Source organism: Proteus myxofaciens ATCC 19692 (assembly GCF_001654855.1).
GTDB classification, from domain to species: Bacteria; Pseudomonadota; Gammaproteobacteria; order Enterobacterales; family Enterobacteriaceae; genus Proteus; species Proteus myxofaciens.
The window spans coordinates 20,094-44,218 of record NZ_LXEN01000097.1 but is presented as its reverse complement, the minus strand read 5'-3'; the positions used below and the strand labels follow the sequence as shown (position 1 = coordinate 44,218).

At 35.0% G+C, this 24,125-nt stretch carries 24 protein-coding genes; 7 read left to right on the top strand and 17 right to left on the bottom strand.

Annotation, left to right across the window (positions count from 1 at the left end):
* Positions 1-75: 75 nt before the first annotated feature.
* From M983_RS10280 to M983_RS10270, 3 genes are all read right to left on the bottom strand, one after another.
* Entirely contained in the window at positions 76-1,422 is a 1,347-nt protein-coding gene (locus M983_RS10280) for an NCS2 family permease (RefSeq protein ID WP_066750040.1), read from the bottom strand.
* Between the two features lie 813 nt (positions 1,423-2,235).
* A complete protein-coding gene (locus tag M983_RS10275) occupies positions 2,236-3,423 on the bottom strand; it encodes an MFS transporter (protein WP_066750038.1) in 1,188 nt (395 codons plus the stop codon).
* 169 nt (positions 3,424-3,592) lie between these two features.
* On the bottom strand, positions 3,593-4,339 hold the full coding sequence (locus M983_RS10270) for a sulfite exporter TauE/SafE family protein (protein ID WP_066750036.1): 747 nt from the start codon (positions 4,337-4,339) through the stop codon (positions 3,593-3,595).
* Between the two features lie 184 nt (positions 4,340-4,523).
* Here M983_RS10270 and M983_RS10265 point away from each other — a divergent pair, with 184 nt between their 5' ends.
* Positions 4,524-5,102, top strand: a complete 579-nt coding sequence (locus tag M983_RS10265) for a helix-turn-helix domain-containing protein (protein WP_066750034.1) — start codon at positions 4,524-4,526, stop codon at positions 5,100-5,102.
* A 287-nt stretch (positions 5,103-5,389) separates the two neighbouring features.
* Positions 5,390-6,286 carry a cation diffusion facilitator family transporter gene (locus M983_RS10260; RefSeq protein WP_066750033.1) on the top strand — a complete coding sequence of 299 codons (897 nt, stop codon included), beginning with the start codon at positions 5,390-5,392 and terminating at the stop codon, positions 6,284-6,286.
* A gap of 64 nt (positions 6,287-6,350) precedes the next feature.
* Here the strand turns inward: M983_RS10260 and ilvN are convergent, their stop codons facing one another.
* The 7 genes from ilvN to rbsK form a co-directional block, all read right to left on the bottom strand.
* Positions 6,351-6,635: an acetolactate synthase small subunit gene (ilvN, locus tag M983_RS10255; protein ID WP_066750032.1), complete on the bottom strand. Its 285-nt coding sequence runs from the start codon at positions 6,633-6,635 to the stop codon at positions 6,351-6,353.
* Positions 6,636-6,638: 3 nt separating this feature from the next.
* A complete protein-coding gene (ilvB, locus tag M983_RS10250) occupies positions 6,639-8,333 on the bottom strand; it encodes an acetolactate synthase large subunit (RefSeq protein ID WP_066750030.1) in 1,695 nt (564 codons plus the stop codon).
* A gap of 459 nt (positions 8,334-8,792) precedes the next feature.
* Complete coding sequence (locus tag M983_RS10245) at positions 8,793-9,581, bottom strand: sulfite exporter TauE/SafE family protein (protein ID WP_066750028.1); 789 nt, start codon at positions 9,579-9,581, stop codon at positions 8,793-8,795.
* Positions 9,581-10,432, bottom strand: coding sequence for a MurR/RpiR family transcriptional regulator (locus tag M983_RS10240; RefSeq protein ID WP_066750026.1), 852 nt, complete (start codon positions 10,430-10,432; stop codon positions 9,581-9,583). The genes M983_RS10245 and M983_RS10240 overlap by 1 nt, the downstream gene beginning before the upstream one ends.
* A 36-nt stretch (positions 10,433-10,468) precedes the next feature.
* Positions 10,469-11,833 (bottom strand): PTS transporter subunit EIIC, encoded by a 1,365-nt coding sequence (locus M983_RS10235; protein ID WP_066750024.1) that lies wholly within the window; start codon positions 11,831-11,833, stop codon positions 10,469-10,471.
* 90 nt (positions 11,834-11,923) lie between these two features.
* Complete coding sequence (gene murQ / locus M983_RS10230; protein WP_066750023.1) at positions 11,924-12,838, bottom strand: N-acetylmuramic acid 6-phosphate etherase; 915 nt, start codon at positions 12,836-12,838, stop codon at positions 11,924-11,926.
* 208 nt (positions 12,839-13,046) lie between these two features.
* Positions 13,047-13,964, bottom strand: coding sequence for a ribokinase (gene rbsK, locus M983_RS10225; RefSeq protein ID WP_066750021.1), 918 nt, complete (start codon positions 13,962-13,964; stop codon positions 13,047-13,049).
* Between the two features lie 173 nt (positions 13,965-14,137).
* On the opposite strand from rbsK, the gene deoC reads away from it, so the two are divergent.
* The 4 genes from deoC (at position 14,138) to prfH (ending at position 17,669) form a co-directional block, all read left to right on the top strand.
* Entirely contained in the window at positions 14,138-14,806 is a 669-nt protein-coding gene (deoC, locus tag M983_RS10220; RefSeq protein WP_066750019.1) for a deoxyribose-phosphate aldolase, read from the top strand.
* Between the two features lie 52 nt (positions 14,807-14,858).
* Entirely contained in the window at positions 14,859-15,629 is a 771-nt protein-coding gene (locus M983_RS10215; protein WP_066750017.1) for a DeoR family transcriptional regulator, read from the top strand.
* A 292-nt stretch (positions 15,630-15,921) separates the two neighbouring features.
* Entirely contained in the window at positions 15,922-17,058 is a 1,137-nt protein-coding gene (locus tag M983_RS10210) for an RNA ligase RtcB family protein (RefSeq protein ID WP_066750015.1), read from the top strand.
* Positions 17,058-17,669 carry a peptide chain release factor H gene (gene prfH, locus M983_RS10205; protein WP_066750013.1) on the top strand — a complete coding sequence of 204 codons (612 nt, stop codon included), beginning with the start codon at positions 17,058-17,060 and terminating at the stop codon, positions 17,667-17,669. Before M983_RS10210 ends, prfH begins: the two co-directional genes overlap by 1 nt.
* A gap of 250 nt (positions 17,670-17,919) precedes the next feature.
* On the opposite strand, the gene M983_RS10200 is transcribed toward prfH, so the two are convergent.
* Both M983_RS10200 and gstA read right to left on the bottom strand, forming a co-directional pair.
* On the bottom strand, positions 17,920-18,177 hold the full coding sequence (locus M983_RS10200; RefSeq protein WP_066750011.1) for a helix-turn-helix domain-containing protein: 258 nt from the start codon (positions 18,175-18,177) through the stop codon (positions 17,920-17,922).
* Between the two features lie 932 nt (positions 18,178-19,109).
* On the bottom strand, positions 19,110-19,745 hold the full coding sequence (gstA, locus tag M983_RS10195) for a glutathione transferase GstA (RefSeq protein ID WP_066750009.1): 636 nt from the start codon (positions 19,743-19,745) through the stop codon (positions 19,110-19,112).
* A 123-nt stretch (positions 19,746-19,868) separates the two neighbouring features.
* Between gstA and M983_RS10190 the strand changes: the two genes are divergently transcribed.
* Positions 19,869-20,189 (top strand): winged helix-turn-helix transcriptional regulator, encoded by a 321-nt coding sequence (locus tag M983_RS10190; protein WP_066750008.1) that lies wholly within the window; start codon positions 19,869-19,871, stop codon positions 20,187-20,189.
* A 658-nt stretch (positions 20,190-20,847) separates the two neighbouring features.
* Here the strand turns inward: M983_RS10190 and M983_RS10185 are convergent.
* From M983_RS10185 to M983_RS17915, 5 genes are all read right to left on the bottom strand, one after another.
* Positions 20,848-22,074 carry a deoxyguanosinetriphosphate triphosphohydrolase family protein gene (locus M983_RS10185; protein WP_066750006.1) on the bottom strand — a complete coding sequence of 409 codons (1,227 nt, stop codon included), beginning with the start codon at positions 22,072-22,074 and terminating at the stop codon, positions 20,848-20,850.
* A 365-nt stretch (positions 22,075-22,439) separates the two neighbouring features.
* A complete protein-coding gene (locus tag M983_RS10180) occupies positions 22,440-22,892 on the bottom strand; it encodes an IrmA family protein (RefSeq protein ID WP_066750004.1) in 453 nt (150 codons plus the stop codon).
* A gap of 64 nt (positions 22,893-22,956) precedes the next feature.
* On the bottom strand, positions 22,957-23,445 hold the full coding sequence (locus M983_RS10175; RefSeq protein WP_066750002.1) for a hypothetical protein: 489 nt from the start codon (positions 23,443-23,445) through the stop codon (positions 22,957-22,959).
* Positions 23,446-23,600: 155 nt separating this feature from the next.
* On the bottom strand, positions 23,601-23,849 hold the full coding sequence (locus tag M983_RS17920; protein WP_245684036.1) for a hypothetical protein: 249 nt from the start codon (positions 23,847-23,849) through the stop codon (positions 23,601-23,603).
* Positions 23,836-23,997: a hypothetical protein gene (locus M983_RS17915; protein ID WP_245684035.1), complete on the bottom strand. Its 162-nt coding sequence runs from the start codon at positions 23,995-23,997 to the stop codon at positions 23,836-23,838. The genes M983_RS17920 and M983_RS17915 overlap by 14 nt, the downstream gene beginning before the upstream one ends.
* Between the last annotated feature and the right edge of the window lie 128 nt (positions 23,998-24,125).

Below are 24,125 nucleotides of genomic sequence, written 5' to 3'. Positions count from 1 at the left end.
AATTAGATAAATAAATAGCAAAAAGGCGGAATAAGAATATATTCCGCCTTTTGTGTTTAAATTGGATTATTCAAATCAAATAGCCCAGTGTCCGGCATAAAATGCCACCAACGCGACAGTGATAAGCACAGTTCCTATATTGAGTTTACGCCATTCTCCTGCAAAGATGCGCCCAATGACTAAACAACCAAATCCCAACATAATTCCTGTAACAATATTGCATGTTAGTACAATAAAGACAGCACATACCATACCTGACATAGCATCAACAAAATCACTAAAGTCTAATTTAGTCACATTTCCTAGCATTAATAAGCCAACATACATTAATGCAGGAGCTGTTGCATAAGCAGGAACTAAATAAGACAAAGGTGATAAAAAAAGAATAAGTAAGAATAAAATTCCCACAACAGTCGCTGTTAATCCTGTTTTACCACCAGCAGCTGTACCTGCTGCAGATTCGACATAAACAGCTGCAGGTGCTGCACCAATTACACCTGCAAAAATACTGCTCACAGAATCTGAGGTTAATGCTTTACCACCGTTAATAATCTGACCACGTTTATCAAGTAAATTTGCTTGCCCTGCCACAGCACGAATTGTCCCTGTAGCATCAAAAATAGCTGTCATAACTAGCGCTAATACACTAGGTAATACAATGGGTTGTAAAGCGCCTTTGATATCCATGGCCATAAATAACGCAAGCCCATCTTCACCTAACTCAGGCATTTTAAAGAAGCCCTGATATTTCACATTAGGATCAAAAATAAGCCCTATAATAGAAATAGCGATAATAACCAACAGTACGCCACCCGGCACTTTACGTTTTTCTAAGCCAAAAATAGCAGCTAATCCGCCTAAAGACATCAAGACAGAAAATGAGGTGAATTCTCCCATTGCAACTGGCAAACCAGCAACTGGATTTTTAATCACTAAGCCAACACTATTAGCCGCAATAAGAAGTAAAAACAGCCCAATACCAATACCAGCACCATGTGCAATACCTATTGGTATATTTTTTAATATCCAAGTACGAATGCCTGTTAACGAAAAAAACGTAAATAAACATCCCATCAAAAATACAGCACCTAGTGCGACAGGGACTGAAATATTTTGTCCTAATACTAGACTAAATGCGGTAAATGCAGTTAATGAAATTGCGCAACCAATCGCCATGGGAAGGTTTGCCCATAATCCCATTAATAAAGAGCCAAAACCCGCAACGAGACAGGTTGCAATAAAAACAGCTGTATGTGGAAAACCCGCTTGTCCTAACATGCTAGGAACAACGATGACTGAATAGACCATAGCAAGAAATGTCGTTAAACCTGCGATCATTTCTTTGCGAACTGTTGTTCCTCGTGCTGTCAGTCTAAAATAGCCATCAAGCTTACCTGTTGTTGTCGATTGATTAGCAGACATTACATTCCTCAAACATAAAAAACGATTCACTTCCACCAAACGAAAACGATTACGTATAAATTAAACTACACCTTAATGAGAAAACTTCATAAAGGGAACTAAAAAGCAAACGATTGTTTTTATGTGTGGATCAAGTGAGAAAATTTGACGCAAACGATTATCTTGCGATTTATAGGTAAGAATCAAGAGAAAAAATGTTTTTTAGTAAATAAAATGACAAAAAAGAAATGCTGAAATTCTTCGAAAGAAAGAGAGGAAAGTAGATAGCCACTTTCCTCATAACAATATTTTTTATATTTATCTGATGTTGAGTTATTTTCTTAAGAGAAAATACACATAATTCTATGTTTATATTAGTGTTATTTTTATAGGAATAAAACATACACATCATTTAGCTTTATATTAATAAATAAATATTAATAACTAATCATGTTTATTATTCCACATAACATCTTTCATTTTTCCCTAGCTTGGCGTTTAAATACAGAATTCAATATAATTGTTTGAAAAACATTCAACCTAATAATATAAAGTTAGTAGATCTCTGCGTCTTTTAGCAACTTATTTCTCATTCAACATTAATGTTTCTAGATTATTCTTAAGTTAACAGCAATTAAGTGCATTTACCTATTTCAGATATAACTAATTGATTAATAATCATAAAATATAAATAAAAAATTAACTCAAATAGTGAGTATAAAGAGAACCGAAACAAATGATTAAATACATTAATCTCTCTATCGTTTTATTACATATTGAGTTTCTTATTACGATATTTTTAAATTCGATAGAGAGATAAGAAGACGAAATAAATTATAAGGAGTGGCTATCTTGTGTTTGTATCCCGGCATTAAATCGGTTCATTGTGGAAACTAAAAATAACCCTACCATTATTACAAGTAAAAAAGGTAATAAAGATGGTGATACTTCAGATAATACACCTGAAAGTAATGGGCCTGAAAGATTACCTATTCCCCATAACATCGCAGCAGACGCATTCGCGACCATCAAATTATTACCAGAAAAATATTGACCTATTTGTACTAATGCAATGGTATAAATAGCGCCCGCTGTTGCACCTAAGATTAATAATAAAGGCCATATTAAAAGAGTATGAGGCATGGTTATAGGTAATAACAAGCTGGCAAATAATGTCACAACGCCACAAATTCGATATAAACGTGTTCTATTCATATTGTCAGCAAGCCAACCAAACGGTATTTGCATAATGGCATCACCTGCCAAAATAGCGCTTATCATCATTGCAGCAATTGCTTCTGTATGCCCTACATTTAAGCCATAAATTGGAAACATCGATAATACAGTTCCATCAAAAAAAGCAAAAAAGAGAATACCACCACAAATTGCAGGCGCCACTTTTATAAAATATATAATCGAAAAACTAGGCTCTTTCGTATTTTTAGGTAATTTATCGCCTTTTTTCTGATCCATCATTAAAAAGAGAATGACAGAAATAAGATGAATAAAAATACTCAATAAAATAGGTGTTTTATCAGAAATCCCGTAAATCGCAATAATGGAAGGGCCTACCAACTGGCTTATCGTAAACACAGTAGTGTAAACGGCTAAAATTCGGCCTCGTTTATTATCTGGTGATAATTCATTTATCCAAGTTTCACCTAAACAAATCATGACACCGCTCGCGATTCCCGTTAATAAGCGTAAAGGGAAAAGAAGCTCAAGAGATAATGACCCCATTAAAGGAATTAAACTCAAAGCCGAAATAATAGTAGCAAATAACATCGCAAGACGTTTACCTACCCACTGCACAATATGGCGAGCAAATGGAGAAACAATTAACATTCCCATTGCAGGCGCGGCAGAAATTAATCCAATAATAGTCCCATTAATTCCAGCTACATTTAAACGTAATGCAACAATTGGAATAGTCAATCCAATAACTATACCGATAACGCCAATGCTAAGTGTAATCGTAGTAATAGAAAAAACTTCAGATTGGCGGTAATTTTGATATGACATAACATTTTGTTTCTACAAGGATGCAGAAATCTCTTTAAAAGAATAGTAAATAAAAAAGTAAAATGCATTATAGAAGATATAGATAAGATAAACAGGCTTTAAACAGCAAGACTTAGAAATAAAGATAATCTTTTATGTAAAGAAAATCTTTATCTCATCATGTGTTTTTTTAAGAAAAATATCGATAAATCAGTAAAGAACCTGATATAAGAACGATCGTATAGATAACATTCATAAAGCGCGCTTTAGACATACGTAATGTTAAATTTCGCCCAATCCAAACACCCGCAAACATAGCAGGCAAGAAAACAATAGCAAGTTGAAGAATATCTAGTTGCCAGTAAATTCCAACAAATAAAAAAATGATAACTCGAATTAGTGTACTAAAACCGATTAATGTGGTTTGAGTTACTCGAAAACTATTTTTATCTTCAATTCTTCCTGATAAATAAATAGCATACAAAAAACCACCACTACCAAATAGTGCACTAAATACACCACCAATCAACCCAAAAGGATAAACAAGATATTGAGAGAAATGACTAGATTTCTTTTGCCAAAATAGAGCATATAAGGCGTAAAAAACTGCAAATAATCCTAATAGTAGAGAAAGAATATCAGGGCGCGTCGTCAATAAAACAAATGCCCCAACAAGGCTACCAGTGATAATTAACGGAATAAGGTAACGAATTTCTTTAAACTCTGCTTTTTTACCATCTCTAATCATATTGACAATAGCGGCGCTTAAATCAATTAACGCTAGCAATGGTACAACCATAGGTAAAGGTAGATAAATTGCTAATACTGGGCCTGCTATTAATGCTGAGCCAAATCCTGCCATGCCAAAAATGATATAAGCAAAAAAAAGAGTCAGCAGACAAATAATTAACTCAGTCCAAGAGAGTAATTCAACCATAGCTATTCCTAAATAATTACTATTCGCAACAATGATATTAACCTAACTGTTAAAAATCACACATAAACGAATAGCACATTTATGAAATATGATAGAAATGGCATCTCATTTTTCCGCATATCGCTGTTTAATGCTATTATCTAACGAGAATAACACTTTTAAACTAACGATATCTTGAATTGCAATGAACCCACAATCACCTAAAAAAACAAATGAATACCTTGGTAATAAAGTAAAACAGTTACGTCAATCTCGTAATCTGTCACTTAATGAGTTATCAAGAAAATCCGGTATTTCTAAAGCCGCATTATCAAAATTAGAATCTGGCGACTCTAATCCTAGAATTGATACTTTAGAAGCTATCGCGATTGCACTTGGCTTTCCTTTAGGTGATTTATTTAGTTTTACACGAGAAGAATATCCCCGTTTAGAACGACATAAGCCTATTGTGGGTGATTATGCTCAAGAATTTAAATTTCGTATTGGTATTGGCAATATTACTGAAATATGGCATATCGAAATGAAACATGGTGCTATTATTAACAGCCCCGCTCACGTCGATGGTACTCAAGAACATATTATGGTTTATTCAGGCAAGTTGATGATGCGATTTGAAAATGAAGAGACGGTATTATTAGAAACGGGTGACTTTTATGCATTCCACGGTAACGTTCCCCACTCTTATATTTGTGTTGAAGGGCATTTACGTGCTAGCGTAATTATGTCTAGCCCTAATCAGCAACACTATCATCGTCGTCCTTAAGACCTATCTACTACATAAATTCGTAGTATCGCATTGTCATTTTTATTGCTAAATATCCTATGATTGCAATGCGATTACCTATCTCTTGAAATATGATTTTTATCTTAATTTAAACTCTTTTTCTTTATATTAATTCCTTTATATTAATTCCTTTATATTAATTCCTTCATATTAATTCCTTCATTCTGAAAATTTTATCAATATTCTTTTCTTTTCCATTTTACAATATTTTTACACTATGCTTTTAGTATTAATTTTTATTGGTGATATAAAAAAGGAAGTAGCAAATGGGAGCTGATCATAATCACGGCGATATTAAATCATTACCTGCATCTCGTTTACTCATTGCATTAACATTAACAGGCTCTTTCATGTTAGTGGAATTTATTGGTGGCTATTTAACGGGGAGTTTAGCTTTAATTTCCGATGCGATGCATATGATGACAGATGCTTTCGCACTTTTATTGGCGTTGATTGCTATTCATGCAGGAAGAAAAGCCGCTGACTTATTTAGAACCTATGGATATGCTCGATTTGAAATTTTAGCGGCTACTATGAATGCTTTTATTTTACTCGCAGTGGCTTTTTATATTTTATATGAAGCTTATCGACGTCTTTCTATCCCTGCTGAAATTCAATCTATAGGGATGTTATCCATTGCAGTAATTGGTCTTATCGTTAATCTTATTTCAATGAGAGTGCTCAAAAGTACTAAAGACGATAGCCTCAATGTTAAAGGAGCTTATCTAGAAGTATGGGCTGATATGATAGGTTCTATTGGCGTGATTGTTGGCGCATTTATTATTTGGTTAACGGGGTGGCAACTTGTTGACTCTATTATTGCAGTCTTAATTGGTTTTATGGTTTTTCCTCGTACATGGATATTGCTTAAAGAATGTCTGAATATTCTACTTGAGGGTGTACCTCGTGGCATTGATTTAACGAATGTTCATAATACCATTACCAATACGCCAGACGTTATTAGCGTTCATGACTTACATTTATGGGCTTTAACTCAAAGTAAATTAATTTTAAGTGGCCATATTGTTTATGATACACAAGTTGATAGCGAGGCATTAAGAATAAAAATAGAGCAATTATTACGCGAGAAATTCCATATTAGTCATATCACATTGCAAATGGAAAGCGAAGATAGAGAACATCTTGAAGACAACCATCATTAATTTTCCGCTCATATTCTGGCTCATCTTACTTAATCGTGAGCCAGAATAATCGGTAATAAATAAATTAATTTAAGTAACTTTCCATTTGTTCAAAAACACGTAAATCATCGCTAAATCTTACTTCTTTTACATCTTCTAATTTTTCAACCTGACTCACCATTTGTAATAGGCGCTCATCTTTTTGTACTAATAGCCAAATACGGCTTTTATCGCTATTTTTCATTGGTAGACAAAGAATGCCATCAACGTTAAAAGCGCGACGAGCAAAAAGACCACAAATATGTGTCATGACACCAGGATGATTGCGAACAATTAATTCCAGCGCGATAGGTTGTGATTGTAGTGACATAGATTAAGCTCCTATCATGTCGATATTAGCCGCACCCGGCGGGACCATTGGAAATACTTTTTCGTGAGTATCAATCATTACGTGAATTAAGCAAGGTCCTGGTTTTGTAATGGCCTCTTGTAATGCAACTTGAGGATCTGTTGCTTTATTTAAATCACAAGTATCTAATCCAAACCCTTTCGCAATTGTAATAAAATCTGTTTGATAGGGATAAGCAGCAGCATAAATGCGCTCTTCAAAAAAGAGTGTTTGCTGTTGATGCACCAACCCTAATGCCTGATTATTAATCAAAATAATCTTAATATCTAATTGATGCTCAGCTGCCGTAGCTAACTCTTGAATATTCATCATAATGCTACCATCACCAGAAAAGCAGAGAATTTTTTTATTAGGCTCTGCTAATGCCGCACCAATCGCAGCAGGTAAACCAAACCCCATAGTGCCTAAACCACCTGATGTTAACCACTGACGAGGACGATTCAGCGGGTATGCTTGTGCTACCCACATTTGATGCTGACCAACATCCGTGGTAATTATGGCGCTATCATCAACACATTGAGAAGCCGCCAGCACAATTCCATATCCGCTAAGAATATTTTCAGAGTTTTTCATTTCCAAAGGAAATTCTTGCTTTAGCGTATTTACACGCGCTATCCATTCACTACGTTGTGCAATATCAATTAAAGGCAGTAATAAGGATAAAACAGATTTTGCATCAGCATGAATGGCAATATCAGGGCGCTTGATCTTGCTTATCTCTGCTTTATCAATATCAACATGAATAATTTTTGCATTAGGACAAAATTTTTCTGCTTTACCTATAGCTCTATCATCAAATCGCGCACCAATAACGATTAATAAGTCAGCTTCTTCTAAAATAAAATTGGTGCTGCGAGCAGCATGCATCCCCAACATCCCTAAATATAATGGATGAGAAGGTGGCATTAATCCTAATCCCATTAATGTCATTGTGGTAGGCAGTTGGTTTTTCTCTGCTAACTCAATAGCGTCACTACATGCATTTGAGCTGATAATACCGCCACCTAAATACAAAACAGGATTTTTAGCTCGATTGATCATTTGCGCTGCTTGAATAACCAAATCGGTATTAAATGCAGGTGTAGGGTCGCACTTAGGAATAGACGGTAATTGCGCTAAAGTTATTGTCGCTTGTTGAATATCTTTAGGTACATCAACCCATACAGGTCCCGGTCTACCAGACATTGCAATACGAAAGGCATCACAAATTACATCAGGTAAATCGGCAATATTACGTACTAAAAAGTTATGTTTAGTAATTGGAATAGACATACCATACGTATCAACTTCCTGAAAAGCATCAGTACCAATCATCGCTGAAGAAACTTGGCCTGTAATACAAACCAGTGGAATAGAATCTAATTTAGCATCAGCAATAGCAGTGACTAAATTTGTTGCACCAGGGCCACTTGATGCGATACATACTGCGGGTTTTCCATTCGCTCTTGCAATACCTTGAGCAATAAAGCCAGCACCTTGCTCATGGCGAGTAAGAATATGGCGAATTGATTTACTTTGGCTTAATGCGTCATAAAGAGGAAGAGCAGCACCACCGGGTATTCCAGCAACAGTGGTAATACCTTGTCGTTCTAATAAATAAACGATTAATTGTGCCCCTGTAAAGGTTCTTCCTATGGCATTCTCTTGTGATGCACCCATTATTCTATGTCCTTCATTTTAGGCCGGACTCTATGGGCAGGTCGCAATAAAAAACCCCGCCCGGTTTGTGCGCCGGCGGGGTTGCGAAACTGTGTTGATTCGGACCCGTTACGGCGTTTTGCCGACGACCACCACCACACGTACGACAGCGACAGACGCGGCAAGCGCTGTTAGTCGTAGAGTTTGTAGTAGAGTAGTCATTAACATGGGTTACCTATCAATTTATTATGTGATTATTTAATGTTGTGTTTGCTAGTTCTCTATCTTTAAAAAACCATAAGTTCCATCATTTAACAACCTTTTTTTATATTTATTTTTTATTGGCGTTAAAAACGAGATCTTGATCACTTTTGTTCAAAAGAAAAAATTTTTCTTAAATCAGCATAAAAAACTGGCATGTATCAATTTTACGAGATAAATAAGCAATTAAGTTAAGGTATTAAATTGGCTAACATACGCTTAAAATAGTCTAATTAACATCATCACTGCACTGCAAATAATTAAGAGTAATGTTGCATATTGAAAAACACGATCAGGCATTCTGACTAATAACCATTTAGATAAAGGAATCGAAATTAAAGATCCTAAAAATAATAAAAGTGCTAAATGAATATCTGTATGGCCATCTTGCATATAGGCTAATGCAGAAGAACCTGACAATAAAGTTGTGGTAAAAATAGAAGTGCCAATAGCCTGTTTAATAGAGAGGTTGGCATAGCGAAGCAATAAAGGTAAAACAACGACACCACCACCGACGCCGGTTGCACCTAAAACAACACCTGCACCTATTGCAGGTAATAATAAGGCTTTAATATTTAAAGGGGCTAGCTCTGTTATTTTTGTCTCAACAGCAGGTAAAGAGAAAAACATTCGTTGTACAAAAAGATAAAGAGAAAAAATAATGGCACCCACGACCAAAGCATTAATTCCCCATTCAACTTGTTGTTGATATTCAGCAAGAGAACCTAAATAGTTAACAAGAAGACTTGCTAGAAAGGTACTTGGTAGCATTATTCCTAACACTATCATGGCTCTTTTGAAAGGAATATTACCAAGACGAAAATGCATATAAGAGGACGTCACTTTCATCAACATAGATAATAAATTAGCCGTTGCTACAGCCATTAACGCATTCATACCAAAAAAATACGTCAAAACAGGTAAAACAATAACACCACCACCGACGCCTGTTGTACTTATAATTAAACCAATGACTGCACCCACCGCTAATATGGTGATAAATAACATTATTGATTTCCTTGCATCACTGCTTCTCGGCCTTTTAATAAGGCATTTTCTGCTGATTCACTGACTTGTGTTAAATATTTAAAAAACAGCACATCAAAAGCTATCATTTGCAAGACTTGTGGCGTGATAACACCTAATTGAGAGTGTTGTTCATCATAAAAATACGGTAAGGTATAATCAGCTAATCGGGTTGCTTCATCTTGACCAAAGCGAGTTAATGCAACAGTCAAACACCCTTCATTTTTAGCTGATTTAAGCATGCGGTTAATATCTGTGGTATTACCTCTTGCCGTTACAGCAATTGCCATATCTTCAGAAGATAAGTTAGCAGAATAGGCAAGTTGAGCATGAAGATCTGGGCTAAATAATGTGTTTTTATTTACTCGAATTAATTTATGGAAAATATCACTTGCCACGACCGCTGATGCACCAATTCCAAATAATACAATACGCTTTGCAGACACCATATTCTTCGCCAATGCATCAATAACATCAGCATCTAATAATGCCAAAGAATCTTGAATAGCCGTGGTAAAAAGGTTACCCGTTTTTGAGATAATTTGCTTAGTGGTATCTGTTTTTTCTAAATTTCCATAAAGAATATTACCACTGGTTTTTTGTTGTTTTTCTTCTAAAAGATAATCGACTTTAAATTCAGGATAACCGCTATACCCCATTTGGCGAGAAAAGCGGATAACAGATGCACTGCTCACATTAGCTTTAGTGGCAAGTTCTGCAACATTCATGCTGACAATATTTTCACTATTTTCAAGCAGATAATTGGCTATACGTTGCTCTGTACCTTTTCCTTGTGTCAGCAAGTGCTTAAGCTTTTTTGTCAGTGTTGACATGCTGTTATCCTTTTATTTCTGTTTTTTATTTCTGGCTTATTTTTCTGGATCGGTAAACCCAATTAACATACTGGCGATAAAACCGACAACCCATGCACCTAATACGGCGATTAAAAACTTAATAATTTGGCCATCACCGACTAGAGGTATTAAAGATAATCCCGCTGTACCAAAAGGAATAATAATGCCGACTTGGAAGTAAGCCATTAATGCACCACCCGCTGCGCCACCAATACATCCTGCAATAAAAGGTTTACCTAACGGTAGTGATACACCAAATAATAACGGTTCACCGACACCGAAAATACCGACGGGTAATGCTCCCATTAATGTTTTCTTTAAACGTTCATTTTTGGTTCGTAAATAAACCCAAAAACAAGAGCCAACTTGTCCCATTCCGCCCATCGCTAAAATAGGGAACAAATAGTTTAATCCAAAAGTATTTAAAATTTCAGTATGAATAGGAATTAAACCTTGATGTAGTCCAGTTAATAATAAAAATAAGAAACTACCACCTAATGCTGCACCGGTGACAACAGCGCCACCACCATGATTTAATAATGATAAAGAAACACCTTGTGCTAATAATTGATTAAGATAATGGCCAATAGGTTGGAATATCATAATTGCCACAAGAGAAGACACTAAAATAGTGACAAATGGTGTCAATATCAGGTCTAAACTCTCTTTAACAATACTACGAAACCATAATTCTAATTTTGATGAGAATACAACAACCATTAATACCGCAAAAATACCACCGCTATTAGGCTGTAATTTTTCACCAAATAAGGTGATATCAGCAAGTCCAGGCATAGCTAATAATCCCGCCATCACTGCACCAATTGAGGTCGATGCGCCTAGCTCTTTCGCCGTATTAATCCCTATCATAATGGAAAGATAAGCAAATACTGTGCTACCTATAAGCTTAAATAATTTAAATAGCTCAGGAAATTGTTCAACTAATCCTGGTGCAACAAGACGAATAATATTAATTAGCCCCATTATCAAACCACAGCCAATTAATGCTGGAATCGTGGGTACAAAAATCGCAGCTAATGTATTTAGCATACGGCGAATTGAAAAACCTTTTTTCACTGGTGTTGACGCTGGTTTTTCTTCACTATTACCCGATGCTTGTTGCATGCGTTTATTCATAATGGAATAAACTTTTGCTGCTGTTCCCATACCCACGATGACTTGATGCTGTTCACCATTAAATACAACACCTTTAACGCCTTCAACTTGCTTTAAAGCCTCTGCATTAAATAGCGAGCCATCTTTTAAAATCAATCGAATGCGAGTCATACAATGTGTTAATGTTTCCACATTATCAAACCCACCAGCTTGTTTTTCTATTTCTACTGCTAACGTATCGAGGTGTTCTATTTTATTAGCCATAAATGTGCCTGCTAGCGTTTAGATGTATTTACTCATATTGCTATTTATATTTATTTCCTAATCTTTATCTTATTATTACTATTCATTCTATTAGTCGTTAAATAGAGCAAGTTGTTGTTGTAATGAATAATAAGGATATTGTTGTATAATCTGTTCTGTTTTTTCTACACTCAAATGTAATTCATACATTAATATCGCTTTTCTAGGATGATAGTTAACCATTTCTAAAAGTGTTTTCGCTTTCTCAATCGAGATTGCACATACTTCACTAACGATACCTTCTGCACGTCTTTTTAATTTCTCATTACTGGCAATAACATCAATCATTAAATTTTTATGCACTTTGCCAAGTTTAGTCATCACACTTGTGCTTAACATCCCTAAAATCATTTTTTGGGCTGTGCCACTTTTCATTCTTGTTGAACCTGTTAATACTTCAGGTCCAACATTAGGTGATATCGATAAATCTGCAATATCACTCATCATACCTTTACCGCGTGTAGTAATAGATACCGTTAACGCCTTTATTTCTTTACCATATTGTAAGGCAGCAACAGTAAAAGGCGTGCGACCACTAGCCGCGATACCAATAATGACATCCTGCTGAGTTACGTGACGACGCTCAAGTTCTTTAACAGCAGCATTTTCGCTATCTTCAATATTTTCAACCGCTTTTAACATCGCATCGTGACCACCCGCAATAATGGCTTGTACTAAGGAAGGTGAAACACCAAAAGTCGGTGGACACTCTGCACTATCCAATACCGCTAATCGCCCACTGGTTCCAGCACCAACATAAAAAATGCGACCGCCTTTTTGAAGACGTTTAGTCACTGCATCGACAACAATGGCAATAGCTGGGAGCTCTTTTTCTACCGCATTAGCAACCGTTTTATCAGTATTATTAATTAACGTAACTAGCTCTAAGGGTGTTAGCTCTGAAAATTGTACTGTTTCGTGGTTACTTTCATTTTTAAGGCATTGGTTCAATGCATCTTCATTCATCATAACGACCTTAATGAAAACAAATTTCATATATAGATACACTCTATGAAATTTTATTTCAATCATGTTCATCGTTATTCTGTGAATGTAATCACACAATATTAAAAGTAAGATTATTTGTGAGATAGATAATAGATAAAAACGATGACGGGATAGATTAATCCCCATTGTTCATTGAGGGGATTAATACCACGATTTAGTGACGTCATTATGCTTTATTTAAAAATAAACCAAATTCTTCAATACTAGGATAAGACGATTGTGTTCCTTTACCTGTCACGCTAAGTCCTGAAAATATAACGGCTTTATTTAATGCCTCTTCAATTTTTCCAGTATGAACGTAATAATGAGAGAAACAGCCAATAAAGGCATCACCTGCACCACTCGTATCTATAGCATCAACATCAATAGCTGGAATATATTTTTCCATATTACTATTTATCCACAATGCACCTTTCTCACCTAATGTCACAATAATATTTTTAAAGCCTTTTGCTAATAAAGAACGTGCAGCAACACGGATTTCATCCATTGTGGTGATTGGCATATTAGTGAGTATTTCAAGCTCTGTTTCATTAGGCACAAAAAAATCACAACGCGATGCAATATTAAGATCAAGCGCTTTTGATGCCGGCGCAGGATTAAATAACACCGGAATATGATGCTTATTACCAAACTCAATAGCGTGATAGACCGTTTCAAGGGGGATTTCTAGTTGTAGCACTATTATTTTGCACTTTTTCAAACTTTCAGCAGCTCTATCAATATCTTCTGGTGAAAGATGTTGATTGGCGCCTTTTACAATCAAAATGCTGTTTGATGATTGAGAAGTCACAAAAATGGGTGCAACACCACTTGTTGTACCTGGTACTTTTTCCACATAACGTGTATTTATGCCATAAGACTCTAAGTTCATGATGGTGTTATCAGCAAAAATATCATCACCCACTTTTGTTATCATCATAACTTTAGAGTTTAATTTGGCTGCTGCTACTGCTTGATTAGCCCCTTTACCGCCACAGCCTATCTTAAAAGCAGGCGCTTCAAGCGTTTCACCTTCTTTTGGCATTCTTTCTATATAGGTTATCAAATCCACCATATTTGAACCGATCACTGCGATATCCATAGCGTTTTACTCTTAGATAAATGTTTAAATGTGAAAATCGTTACATTTTGATAGATGTATAACAATATCATGTTATTTAAATATCATTTGTGATTGTTATCTCGTTATAAGCTGACTAATATGTTGCGAAACTAACATACGTTAGCAATAACAATCATTTGAAGGAATAGACTATGCGCCCATTAGCTAATTATATCGATCACACCCTACTTGCAGCAGATACAACCGAGACACAAATTAAGACATTGTGTGCTGAAGCGGTAGAACATGGGTTTTTCTCTGTTTGTATTAACACTTCTTATATCCCTTTAGCAAGAACTTGTCTTAAAGGAAGCGATGTGAAAGTCTGTTGTGTTATCGATTTTCCATTTGGCGCTGGCTTAACAGCAACAAAAGCCTTTGAAGCAGCAGAAGCAATTCGCCAAGGTGCACAAGAAGTTGATATGGTTATTAATATTGGCATGTTAAAAAGTGGCCGTTTAGACTTCGTAAAACAAGATATTGAAGCAGTGAAAGCGGCTTGTGGTAATACCACATTAAAAGTTATCTTAGAAACTTGCTTATTAACAGACGAAGAAGTACGTTTGGTTTGTGAGATATGTCGTGAGATTCGTGTTGATTTTGTGAAAACATCAACAGGATACAGTACAATGGGTGCAACTGAACATCACGTTGCCTTAATGCGTCAAACTGTCGGTGATGACATTGGCGTTAAAGCATCAGGAGGTGTTCGTGATAAACAAACAGCATTAAAAATGATAGAAGCGGGTGCAACACGTATTGGTGCAAGCGCAAGTGTTGCCATTGCGACAGATACAAATGCCCCTGAATCAAACTATTAATTAGTTAGCATTATTTTTAAGTGATGCTATGAAATAACACAAGGATTTTCCGGTGATAGAGACCAAACAGCACGAACGTTTGCGCCGCCTCAGTGAATGTATTAAACGCTCGGGTCGCATCCATCTCAAAGACGCCGCGAGGATCCTTGAAGTTTCAGAAATGACCATTCGTCGTGATCTTAGCTCTGATAGCGATAATCCATTTCCTATGTCATTATTAGGTGGTTATATTGTTGCTCTTGCACAACCTCATTGCGGATTATCGACAACAAATATTATTACCCCTGATCAGACTCAAGAATTACACATTCCCAACCTTGCCGCTGGCATGATTTCTGATGGTGATGTTCTTTTTTTCGATAATGGTCAGTTTATTCCCGCATTAATAGAACTTATTCCTGATAATATTCACTTCACCGGAATTTGTTATTCTCATCGTGTATTTCTTGCATTAAGTCAGAAAAAAAATGCCACTACATTACTTTGTGGTGGTGAATATCGTCCTAAAAGTGATTCTTTTTATAACCCAACACAATCTTGTTATCTTGATGATATTAATCCTAAAAAAGCCTTTCTTTGTGCTGAAGGTATTCATCTCGATTTTGGTGTAACGTGTTATAATATCGATGATCTTTATATGAAGAAAAAGGCAATCGATAAATCTATCCGAAAAATTCTACTGACTAAATATCATTATTTTGATGAAACTGTTACAGCTAATATGGGAGAGCTATCTCAATTTGATGTTATTATTTCCGATAGAAAATTAAATAAAGAATATGAAGATTACTGCAAAATTCATTCAGTAAAATTTATTTATTAATTTATATTTTACCTTAAGCAATATTATCAATATACAATAATTTTATTTATTAAATATATTTTTTCATTATCATTTTAAATTATTATTTTCATTTCTAATTGCCAAAATAAAATAAAATGGCTACTATACAAGCAATTTAATATTTCATTTCTATTTTACATAACGCAAGGAGGTATCACATGACAACGATAAATATGAATACTCTTTGCGGACAATCTCAGAAGTAATTTCTCCCTTCTTTTCTGTCCGCCAATCAATTTATTTTTTATCCTTTACATATATGGATTGGTATATGGACAAATGTGTTCATTATTTATCTGAGCGAGTTTATTACCTCGCATCGGATAATACTTGGATTGAAAGCAAAGCAATCCAACAATTAGAAACAACAGCAACACTGCCTGATATGGCTTATGTCGCAGGCATGCCCGATCTTCATCCTGGACGTGGCTATCCTATTGGCGCTGCCTTTTTTTCAGTTAATCGCTTTTATCCTGCTTTAGTGGGTAATGATATTGGCTGTGGAATGACATTATTTCAAACAGAATTTAAAACCAACAAACTTAACTTAGATAAATTGGAAAAACAGTTAAGTGAAATAAGTGATATTGCACCATTAGAATGGTTAACTGAACATTTATCACCAGAGATGCAAAATCATCCTTTTGCACAATCTTTAGGATCTATTGGTGGTGGTAATCATTTCGCTGAATTCCAACAAATCGATCAAGTTATTAATGATGATCTTTTTATAAATAGTGGAATTGATAAAAAGCAATTATTACTATTAGTTCACAGTGGATCTCGTGGTTTAGGTCAATCTATTTTACGCAATCACACTGAACAATTTGGTCATCAAGGTTTAAGTGAAGGTAGTGATGAGGCAAAAATCTATTTACAGTCTCATAATGATGCTCTGCGTTATGCCAAACTCAATCGTCAATTAATTGGTGAAAGAATGATGGGCCAAATTCGGACTAAAGGTATTGTTATCTCAGATGTAAATCATAACCTTGTTGAAAGTTGTGTATTACATGGCCTAAAAGGTTGGTTACATCGTAAAGGCGCAACACCTGCTCATCATGATATTATTGTTATTCCCGGTTCTCGAGGTGACTATAGTTATATTGTTAAACCCCTTGTTTCTGATCTCAGTTTACACTCACTACCCCATGGCGCAGGCCGAAAATGGATGCGTACAGAGTGTAAAGGTCGCTTATCACATAAATTTACACCTATTCAACTTTCACGCACTGCATTAGGTAGTCGCGTTATTTGTGCGAATAAACAATTAATTTATGAAGAAGCACCTCAATCTTATAAATCGATTGAAACCGTTATTGAGAGCATGACTCATTTAGGGTTGATAGAGGTTATTGCCCGTTTAAAGCCCATTATGACTTACAAAACTAGTGGGGATAACGTCTAATGTTATTACAATTTTCCTCAGCCCAAGGCCCTGAAGAGTGTTGTATAGCTGTAGAAAAAACACTCAATTACTTTCTGACATCAATAGAAAAAAAAGACACTAAGGTGACAGTACTTGAAAAAATACCTTCTCGTCATGGCTTAAAATCAGCATTAATTTCCATTGAAGGTAATAATGCCCATTTAATTGCACAACAATGGGCTGGTTCTGTGCAATGGCAATGCTTAAGCCATTTAAGACCTCGACATAAAAGAAAAAACTGGTTTATCGGTGTTTCATGCTTTGAACAACCCGATGATATCAGTGATTCTGAAATTGTTTTTGAAACTATGCGCTCTAATGGTCCTGGTGGACAGCATGTTAATAAAACAGAATCCGCAGTAAGAGCAACGCATATCGCCACGGGTATTAGCGTCAAAGTGCAATCAGAACGAAGCCAACATGCTAATAAAAAACTAGCTAAACAACTTATTGCTTGGCATTTAGATAATTATTTACTGAAACAAACTGCGTTATTAAATAGCCAACGCCATATTGCACATCATCGAGTAATAAGAGGTAATGCGACACACTGTTTTTGCGGGAATGATTTCATTCCCATATTAAAATAAGTAACAAAAAATTAACTTTAAGTTAATAAGACATCTCCAACATTGTTATCAATCTTGGGGATGTTCTTTTGTTTTAGCCAACCTTAATAAAACATAATTGTCTTTTAATACTTTCTCTTTAAACGTTTTTTCATTTTGTTGTAAAGAAAAAGCAATAAATAGAACACATTTCATTTATAATCACTTATAAATTATCACTATTGAAAATTAATTTTTAAATAAAACTAGCACACTTATATTAAGGTACTACTTAATGATAGTGTTTTTCTAAAACCTCTCCTTCATTGGTTAATGAATGATGACTTATTTTAGAAAGGAGTGTTTGAGGTAATGTCCTCAATATTAATGAGATAATAATAAGTTCATCGACGGTAATATTAATATAACCACTTTCTAACTTTAAGTAGTAATGCTCACTAACACCTAACTTTATTGCCATTTGGACACTAGATATTTCTAATACTTTTCTTCTCTGTTGTATTCTTTTGCCTACTATTGAGTTGATCATCGTATATCCCCTTTTTTCTTACAGGAGATTATATCGACAGTTATACAATAAATCGATAAAAACGATCAATTAAAGAGTTACGATTGGCTATACCTATCGAATGTACGTATATTGATCGATAGTAACAATAATTAATTTTTAAAATTTTTCGGCAAAAATAAATAATTTATTTTATATCAAATTTAACCCATTATTATATTTTATAAAACATAGAGCAAGATTACTTTCCATATATTTTTATCAATATCCTTAATAGAAATACCCTCTATTTTATATAATACCTATTGATGCAAATCACAATCATAAAAACCTCATTAACATAATGAATAATAAAGATTTATTAAAAATAATTTATTTATCAAAATATTTATTTTTGATGCTCTAAATAAGCGTCTTTTTTTTAGTATCACCCAATGATATTTTCAATTGTTATAATTCATATATGTAACCGTACGTATGTGATGGCATTAAAAATAACTCGCTTTACCTATAAATAATAAACTTAAATTTTAATTAATTTTTTTGATAAAATTTTCATGGAATAATAAACATACTTAGTAAAAACATACTAACAATAATTAAAACACATCCGATTATTGCAATAGATAAAGTAGGTAAAAATAAAAAACAAAAATAACATAATATAAAGATGATAATTATATGAATAATAACATCAAATTGTTTATATAAAAGCACCATTATATTCTTTAGAAAAATTATTATTTTTTCATTTTATTTTCACTCATTAAAATTAATAGTATATTCTATGATATAACTCTCAATTTAATAAAACAATATTTAAAGATCATGCTCAAGAATAGGGATGGTTAAAGCCTAGACATACAGCTACCATTAGAAAAGACTTAATGTTAATTGAAGCCTAGACTTTAATATATTTATTTAAATATCAATTAGAAATTATATATTATCTCTTACTCACTAATAAGACCTTCTGTTATTAATGCTTTTCTTACTGATTCCTTATTTTTCATTCTTAAATACCAATCTCGTAGATTTGTGAATTTTTCAAAATTAATATCTGCATTATATGTAGGTACCAGCCATTGTGCTTTTCCCCACTGGGTTAGTGCAAATAAATAAGCATCAGCTACAGAAAATTGCCCTGTTAAATAATCTTTATTTGCTAATTCATCATTAATCCAAGAATAACGTTGCTCTAATTTAGGCTTTGCTGTTTCAGTACCATACTTTCCTGATAATTCAGGTTTAAGTAAAGGAATAAATCCTTTATGTATTTCTGAAGATAAGAAATTTAACCATTCTTGTAATTTATATCTCTCGATTATACCGTTAGCTGGTATCATATTTTTTTCTGGTTTTAAATCAGCAAGATATTGAATAATAACAGAGCCTTCTTTCAAGGTTGTTCCATCATCAAGTTCGAGTAATGGAATATACCCTAATGGATTGATGTCATAATAATTTATTCCTTTATCTGTCATATGTGTTTTGCTATCAACTTTTATTAGCTCTACATCCAAGCCAAGTTCATTAACAATGATATGTGGAGAAAGAGAACATGCAGCAGGCATATAATATAGTTTCATAAGTATTTCTACCTTTCTTTGTATTAGTTGATGACACATTAACAGATAGAGGATATAAAAGTAAGAAGGCATAAAAATGTCATATAGGTACAAAATATATACCAACAAACAAAGATGGATATTATGAAAGATAATATAAGTGGTTGTCCTGTAGAAGAATCAATGCGTTTATTAGGCGGACGTTGGAGATTATTAATTGCCTATTATCTCCTTAGAGGGCCAAAGCGTTTTAGTGAATTACGTAAGTATATGCCAGCTATATCACAAAGAATGCTCACACTTGATTTACGGGCATTAGAAAAAGCCGGATTTGTAAAACGTAAAGTCTATCCTACCTCCCCCATAAAAGTAGAATATTCACTGACAGATGATGGATTAAGATTAAAAGAACTTATTGAAATAATGTCTGATTTTGGTGAATGGCTAATACAACGTCAGCAATAACTTTAAGATTATTATTATGAAAAATATTTTACTCTTTATTATAGGAATTACTCGCTGTTTAAATGCATCTGCAGCTAATAAAGATCCAATATTGGTTTATACATTTAATAAAAAAGACCATTCTCATCTACTCTTGAGAATAAACTCGCTATTAACAAAAATATCTTCTATGTCCTAAGCTAAGTCATAAATATCAGTCAATTAGAAATTATAAAAGCCAATATTCTGATAGTAATTTAATCTATTTTAATCAGTAAAATTATACGTTTAGCTCAACTCAGTAAAGATAATATGTACTATCTAAAGTGATTGATGAGGCTCTAGAATTTTAGACATAAAAAAAGACGCTATTAGCGTCTGATTTTTGGTGCGAAGGCCGGACTCGTACATAATACTTAACCTCATGATCTAAATTAAAATATTAAAGTGTAAATTTATTTATACCAACGCATGTACCAACAGATGAAATTCTTACTTTTTTTGATGGTTATCTAATATAGGTAATTGTGATACTGAATAAGCTAGGAAAATAGAAGAGAAAAACACGATTTCTGTATACATTATTTCACTTTTTACTGCAGTTAAAAACAACCAATTACTGAAAGGTGTGAAGACAAAAATATGATAAATGTATTCGCACCTCCGGTAAATAATTATATTATTTCAGGCAATGCGTTTCCCATTCTTTTATAGCAAACGTGTCCATCATACCTGAAATATAGTCAACCACAGCGCGCTTTTTTTTGGCATCAAATGTATCAGTTTCCTCTTTGGGTAAGGAAAACTTAAGTTCAGGAGAAAGGAACTTATAATTCTCATCCTTATTATAGAATAAGTATAAATCCTTAATTATCACATTTCCTCTAAATTCATAGGTAAGTATATTGCGTTTTCGCATGATAACTTTAAAAAGAAGCTTTTTTAGGCCTTCAGATAACGCATTTAGTTTTCCAAATCCAAGTTCGTGAAAACCATTTTTGTTCTTAATTACAGAAATGTCCGTGACGAGGCAATTGACAATATTGGAGGTCAACTCCTTGCGAAAAATCATTGCAAATTCTTCTGAAGTCTTTAGTGAAATAGCCTTAAAGGCTGTTGCTTTTGACTTACTGACAATTTCTCTAAATTGATCCAATGCCCCCTGGTACTTATCAGAAATCAGAAACTCATACTCAATGTCTTCGATTGTGACCATATTTCTACTCAAGGCGTCTTCTAGGTCATGTGCTGCATAGGCAATTTCATCAGAAAGATCCATTATCTGCGCATCAATCGTTCTTTCTCCAGATTTCAAATCGAGCTGATGTTCAGCAAGCAGATTAATGTAAAAATCAAAGTCATCATCATAAATGAACTTGTCAGCCGAGGAACGAGGATTGGGATACTTAACGACCGAAAGTAAGCTACGATGAGTCAGATTTAACCCACTGCAGTTTGCGTATTTTTTTTCAAGCTTCCTCAGGATGCGTAGCGCCTGCGCGTTACCTTCATAACCGCCGATATCCTCAGAAAGCTCATTAAGCAGCTTTTCACCTGAATGACCGAAAGGGGGATTACCGATATCATGAGCCAAAGCTGCCAGTTCAACTACCACTGGATGTACCAGTTCAAGGTCTGAAGCAATACTCCGAGCGATCTGCGCTACCTCAAGACTATGCGTTAGCCTATTTCTGTTGAATTTTTCAGGATCGACTTCAAAGAGTTGCATCTTTCCCTGTAATCTGCGGAATGATGATGAATATAGAATGCGCGCATAATCCCTCTGATAGTCATCTCTATTTCTTACTTCAAAATTAATTCCCGAATATTCTCTGGTATTTGCCAAAGCATTAATCAACTTTTTCTCTTGCTCTTGCGCAAATGCTTTTAATTCGTTGTCGTACATATTTCATCCTTACTGAAAAAGTCATAAGGCTAGAATACAGAATGAACAAGCTAGGTTGCTATGTTCGTAAAGTAATTATTTAATAATGAGTACAATTACCGCAACTTCACATCTTACAGCATAGTCTACTTCCTATTGTTCGACATAAGCTGCATGTAACGTCCACTTTGGTACAAAGCAACCCTGTCGAGCTAGATTTAGTTTTACGTCACAACTATGTCAGATCAAAACTGAGCTAATACACATATTGGCTTTCACTACCAAAAATGGCTTGATAGTATTAATGTTATCAAGTAAGGCTATCAACCTAATATAAAAACTAATTGTAGCGCTATCTGTTTAAAAGATAATGACTACAACTAAAATTATTTTTCCCCAGCCACCGACATCTTTGCTAGCTCTGGATTATTCGCCTGAAAGATCGATAGCGGCAATTCAACCTTACGCCCGTTCTGATCTTCCACAGCTTTAACCACTTCAAATTCAGCGACATCTTCACACGGAATTTCCAATCCTGCAAAAGTGGCACGAGTGGCGCTAGAATCGCCAAAAGGTTCCACTTCCAGTACCATATCCCCTAATACTTTTCCTTGCCCATCTTTCATTCTCAAGGTTATCTCAAGCGCACCAAACTCCGCGTGGTCTAAAACCATATGGTTACCACCATTATCGAGGGTAAATGAATAACCACAGTAGCCTTGGTTAATAAAATTTGAACTCGTATGTGTGATGCTCGCATAACGCTGTTGTTCTTCAGCCAAGCTAAATGTACTGACTGCCAATAAGCTCATTGCAAATATACTTTTTATCTTATTCATTACGTTACCTTTTGTTATCTTTTATTGTCCTCGCTACCGCAAGTAACGGTAGCGAGAATGTTATTTATTGTTGATTGGTTTGCAATCCACCTTTAGTACGGTCTTTTTCTTTCCAGCGCGGTCGGTTCTTGCCTGAGAACTCTTTTTGCATACTCCAATACCCAATGGGGTAACGAGCTACAATCGTCCCGCCAACACCAATATCGACCGAAGAGTACTGACCATTATTAATCGTCCCTTTTTGGACATAGGCGTTAGGGCTACAAGTGCCCGTATCGCGTTGTTGCCAGTTTCCATCGGTTCTTGCCACGATATAAAAATCACCAAATGCGCAACCTGACGCAGATTTATGATTTAGTACAGCAACATAATGCTTGGTTGAGCCCACAATCCGACAGGTGTTGTTTTGGCTTCCACACACTTGCCATAAGGTTTTACCGCCATCCCCTTTATATTCCCAAATGGTATTTTTAGGGGGCTGGCTGGTGGCAGAGGCTGATGATGTCATCAACCACAGTGAGGCCAATACAGTTACAACTACATATCTTTTCATTATAAATTCCTATCAACATAAATAGAAACGTCAGATTGACGCTTGATGAACACCGTCTAATGGGTGCTTGGCTTTCCCTGATATGGCGTATTAGGTGGTTATCTGGTGAATAAGACATTCACAACAAAAATTGCTGATCATATTTAATGTTATGGCTAGCGGTTTAATCGCACTGAAACCCAGTGACGAATTCGCCGATGAAGATAAAAGGCAATACCACTGGCAATAAGCAAATCAACTAGCAATATCGTGGTGGCGATACCTTCAGTAAAACCGTATAGCCAACCGGATGACATGATGATCAGTAGGCTAGAGAGGGCTAATCCGATAATGATGGTAGATATAATGGCAACTAATTTGGGGTTGAAATGGATTTTATAATCAATCCCCTTAAAGGCGCTCAAAACCCACAAGCCTAATTGCGCCAAGAGTTGTGGGATAACCAACGCCAAGAGATATAAAACGAAGTACATCAATGTGATCCCATACGGGTTCATGATGAGGGCGATAAGCTGGAAATGTGTTAGCAATACGCCAGTGATCCAAAGGCATAACAAAATACTGATAACGATAGCGATCCGTTCTAAACCCAACTGTAAGTGTGAAACGGTGTTCATATTTTTAAGCTTCCTTATGTGATGATGAACTCACGGTATGAGGGTGACTTTGAATAGGCATGG

Excerpts from the sequence above, each read along its gene's own strand:
- M983_RS10270 (WP_066750036.1), bottom strand. The coding sequence starts at position 4,339 with ATGGTTGAATTACTCTCTTGGACTGAGTTAATTATTTGTCTGCTGACT.
- ilvB (WP_066750030.1), bottom strand. The coding sequence starts at position 8,333 with ATGGGTGCATCACAAGAGAATGCCATAGGAAGAACCTTTACAGGGGCA.
- M983_RS10245 (WP_066750028.1), bottom strand. The coding sequence starts at position 9,581 with ATGTTATTTATCACCATATTAGCGGTGGGTGCAGTCATTGGTTTAATT.
- deoC (WP_066750019.1), top strand. The coding sequence starts at position 14,138 with ATGCGCCCATTAGCTAATTATATCGATCACACCCTACTTGCAGCAGAT.
- M983_RS10210 (WP_066750015.1), top strand. The coding sequence starts at position 15,922 with ATGGACAAATGTGTTCATTATTTATCTGAGCGAGTTTATTACCTCGCA.
- ilvN (WP_066750032.1), bottom strand. The coding sequence starts at position 6,635 with ATGTCACTACAATCACAACCTATCGCGCTGGAATTAATTGTTCGCAAT.
- M983_RS10280 (WP_066750040.1), bottom strand. The coding sequence starts at position 1,422 with ATGTCTGCTAATCAATCGACAACAACAGGTAAGCTTGATGGCTATTTT.
- M983_RS10200 (WP_066750011.1), bottom strand. The coding sequence starts at position 18,177 with ATGATCAACTCAATAGTAGGCAAAAGAATACAACAGAGAAGAAAAGTA.
- M983_RS17915 (WP_245684035.1), bottom strand. The coding sequence starts at position 23,997 with ATGCCTTTGGATCACTGGCGTATTGCTAACACATTTCCAGCTTATCGC.
- M983_RS10265 (WP_066750034.1), top strand. The coding sequence starts at position 4,524 with ATGAACCCACAATCACCTAAAAAAACAAATGAATACCTTGGTAATAAA.
- M983_RS10260 (WP_066750033.1), top strand. The coding sequence starts at position 5,390 with ATGGGAGCTGATCATAATCACGGCGATATTAAATCATTACCTGCATCT.
- rbsK (WP_066750021.1), bottom strand. The coding sequence starts at position 13,964 with ATGGATATCGCAGTGATCGGTTCAAATATGGTGGATTTGATAACCTAT.
- M983_RS10185 (WP_066750006.1), bottom strand. The coding sequence starts at position 22,074 with ATGTACGACAACGAATTAAAAGCATTTGCGCAAGAGCAAGAGAAAAAG.
- M983_RS10240 (WP_066750026.1), bottom strand. The coding sequence starts at position 10,432 with ATGTCAACACTGACAAAAAAGCTTAAGCACTTGCTGACACAAGGAAAA.
- gstA (WP_066750009.1), bottom strand. The coding sequence starts at position 19,745 with ATGAAACTATATTATATGCCTGCTGCATGTTCTCTTTCTCCACATATC.
- M983_RS10190 (WP_066750008.1), top strand. The coding sequence starts at position 19,869 with ATGAAAGATAATATAAGTGGTTGTCCTGTAGAAGAATCAATGCGTTTA.
- M983_RS10175 (WP_066750002.1), bottom strand. The coding sequence starts at position 23,445 with ATGAAAAGATATGTAGTTGTAACTGTATTGGCCTCACTGTGGTTGATG.
- prfH (WP_066750013.1), top strand. The coding sequence starts at position 17,058 with ATGTTATTACAATTTTCCTCAGCCCAAGGCCCTGAAGAGTGTTGTATA.
- M983_RS10235 (WP_066750024.1), bottom strand. The coding sequence starts at position 11,833 with ATGGCTAATAAAATAGAACACCTCGATACGTTAGCAGTAGAAATAGAA.
- M983_RS10180 (WP_066750004.1), bottom strand. The coding sequence starts at position 22,892 with ATGAATAAGATAAAAAGTATATTTGCAATGAGCTTATTGGCAGTCAGT.
- M983_RS10275 (WP_066750038.1), bottom strand. The coding sequence starts at position 3,423 with ATGTCATATCAAAATTACCGCCAATCTGAAGTTTTTTCTATTACTACG.
- murQ (WP_066750023.1), bottom strand. The coding sequence starts at position 12,838 with ATGAATGAAGATGCATTGAACCAATGCCTTAAAAATGAAAGTAACCAC.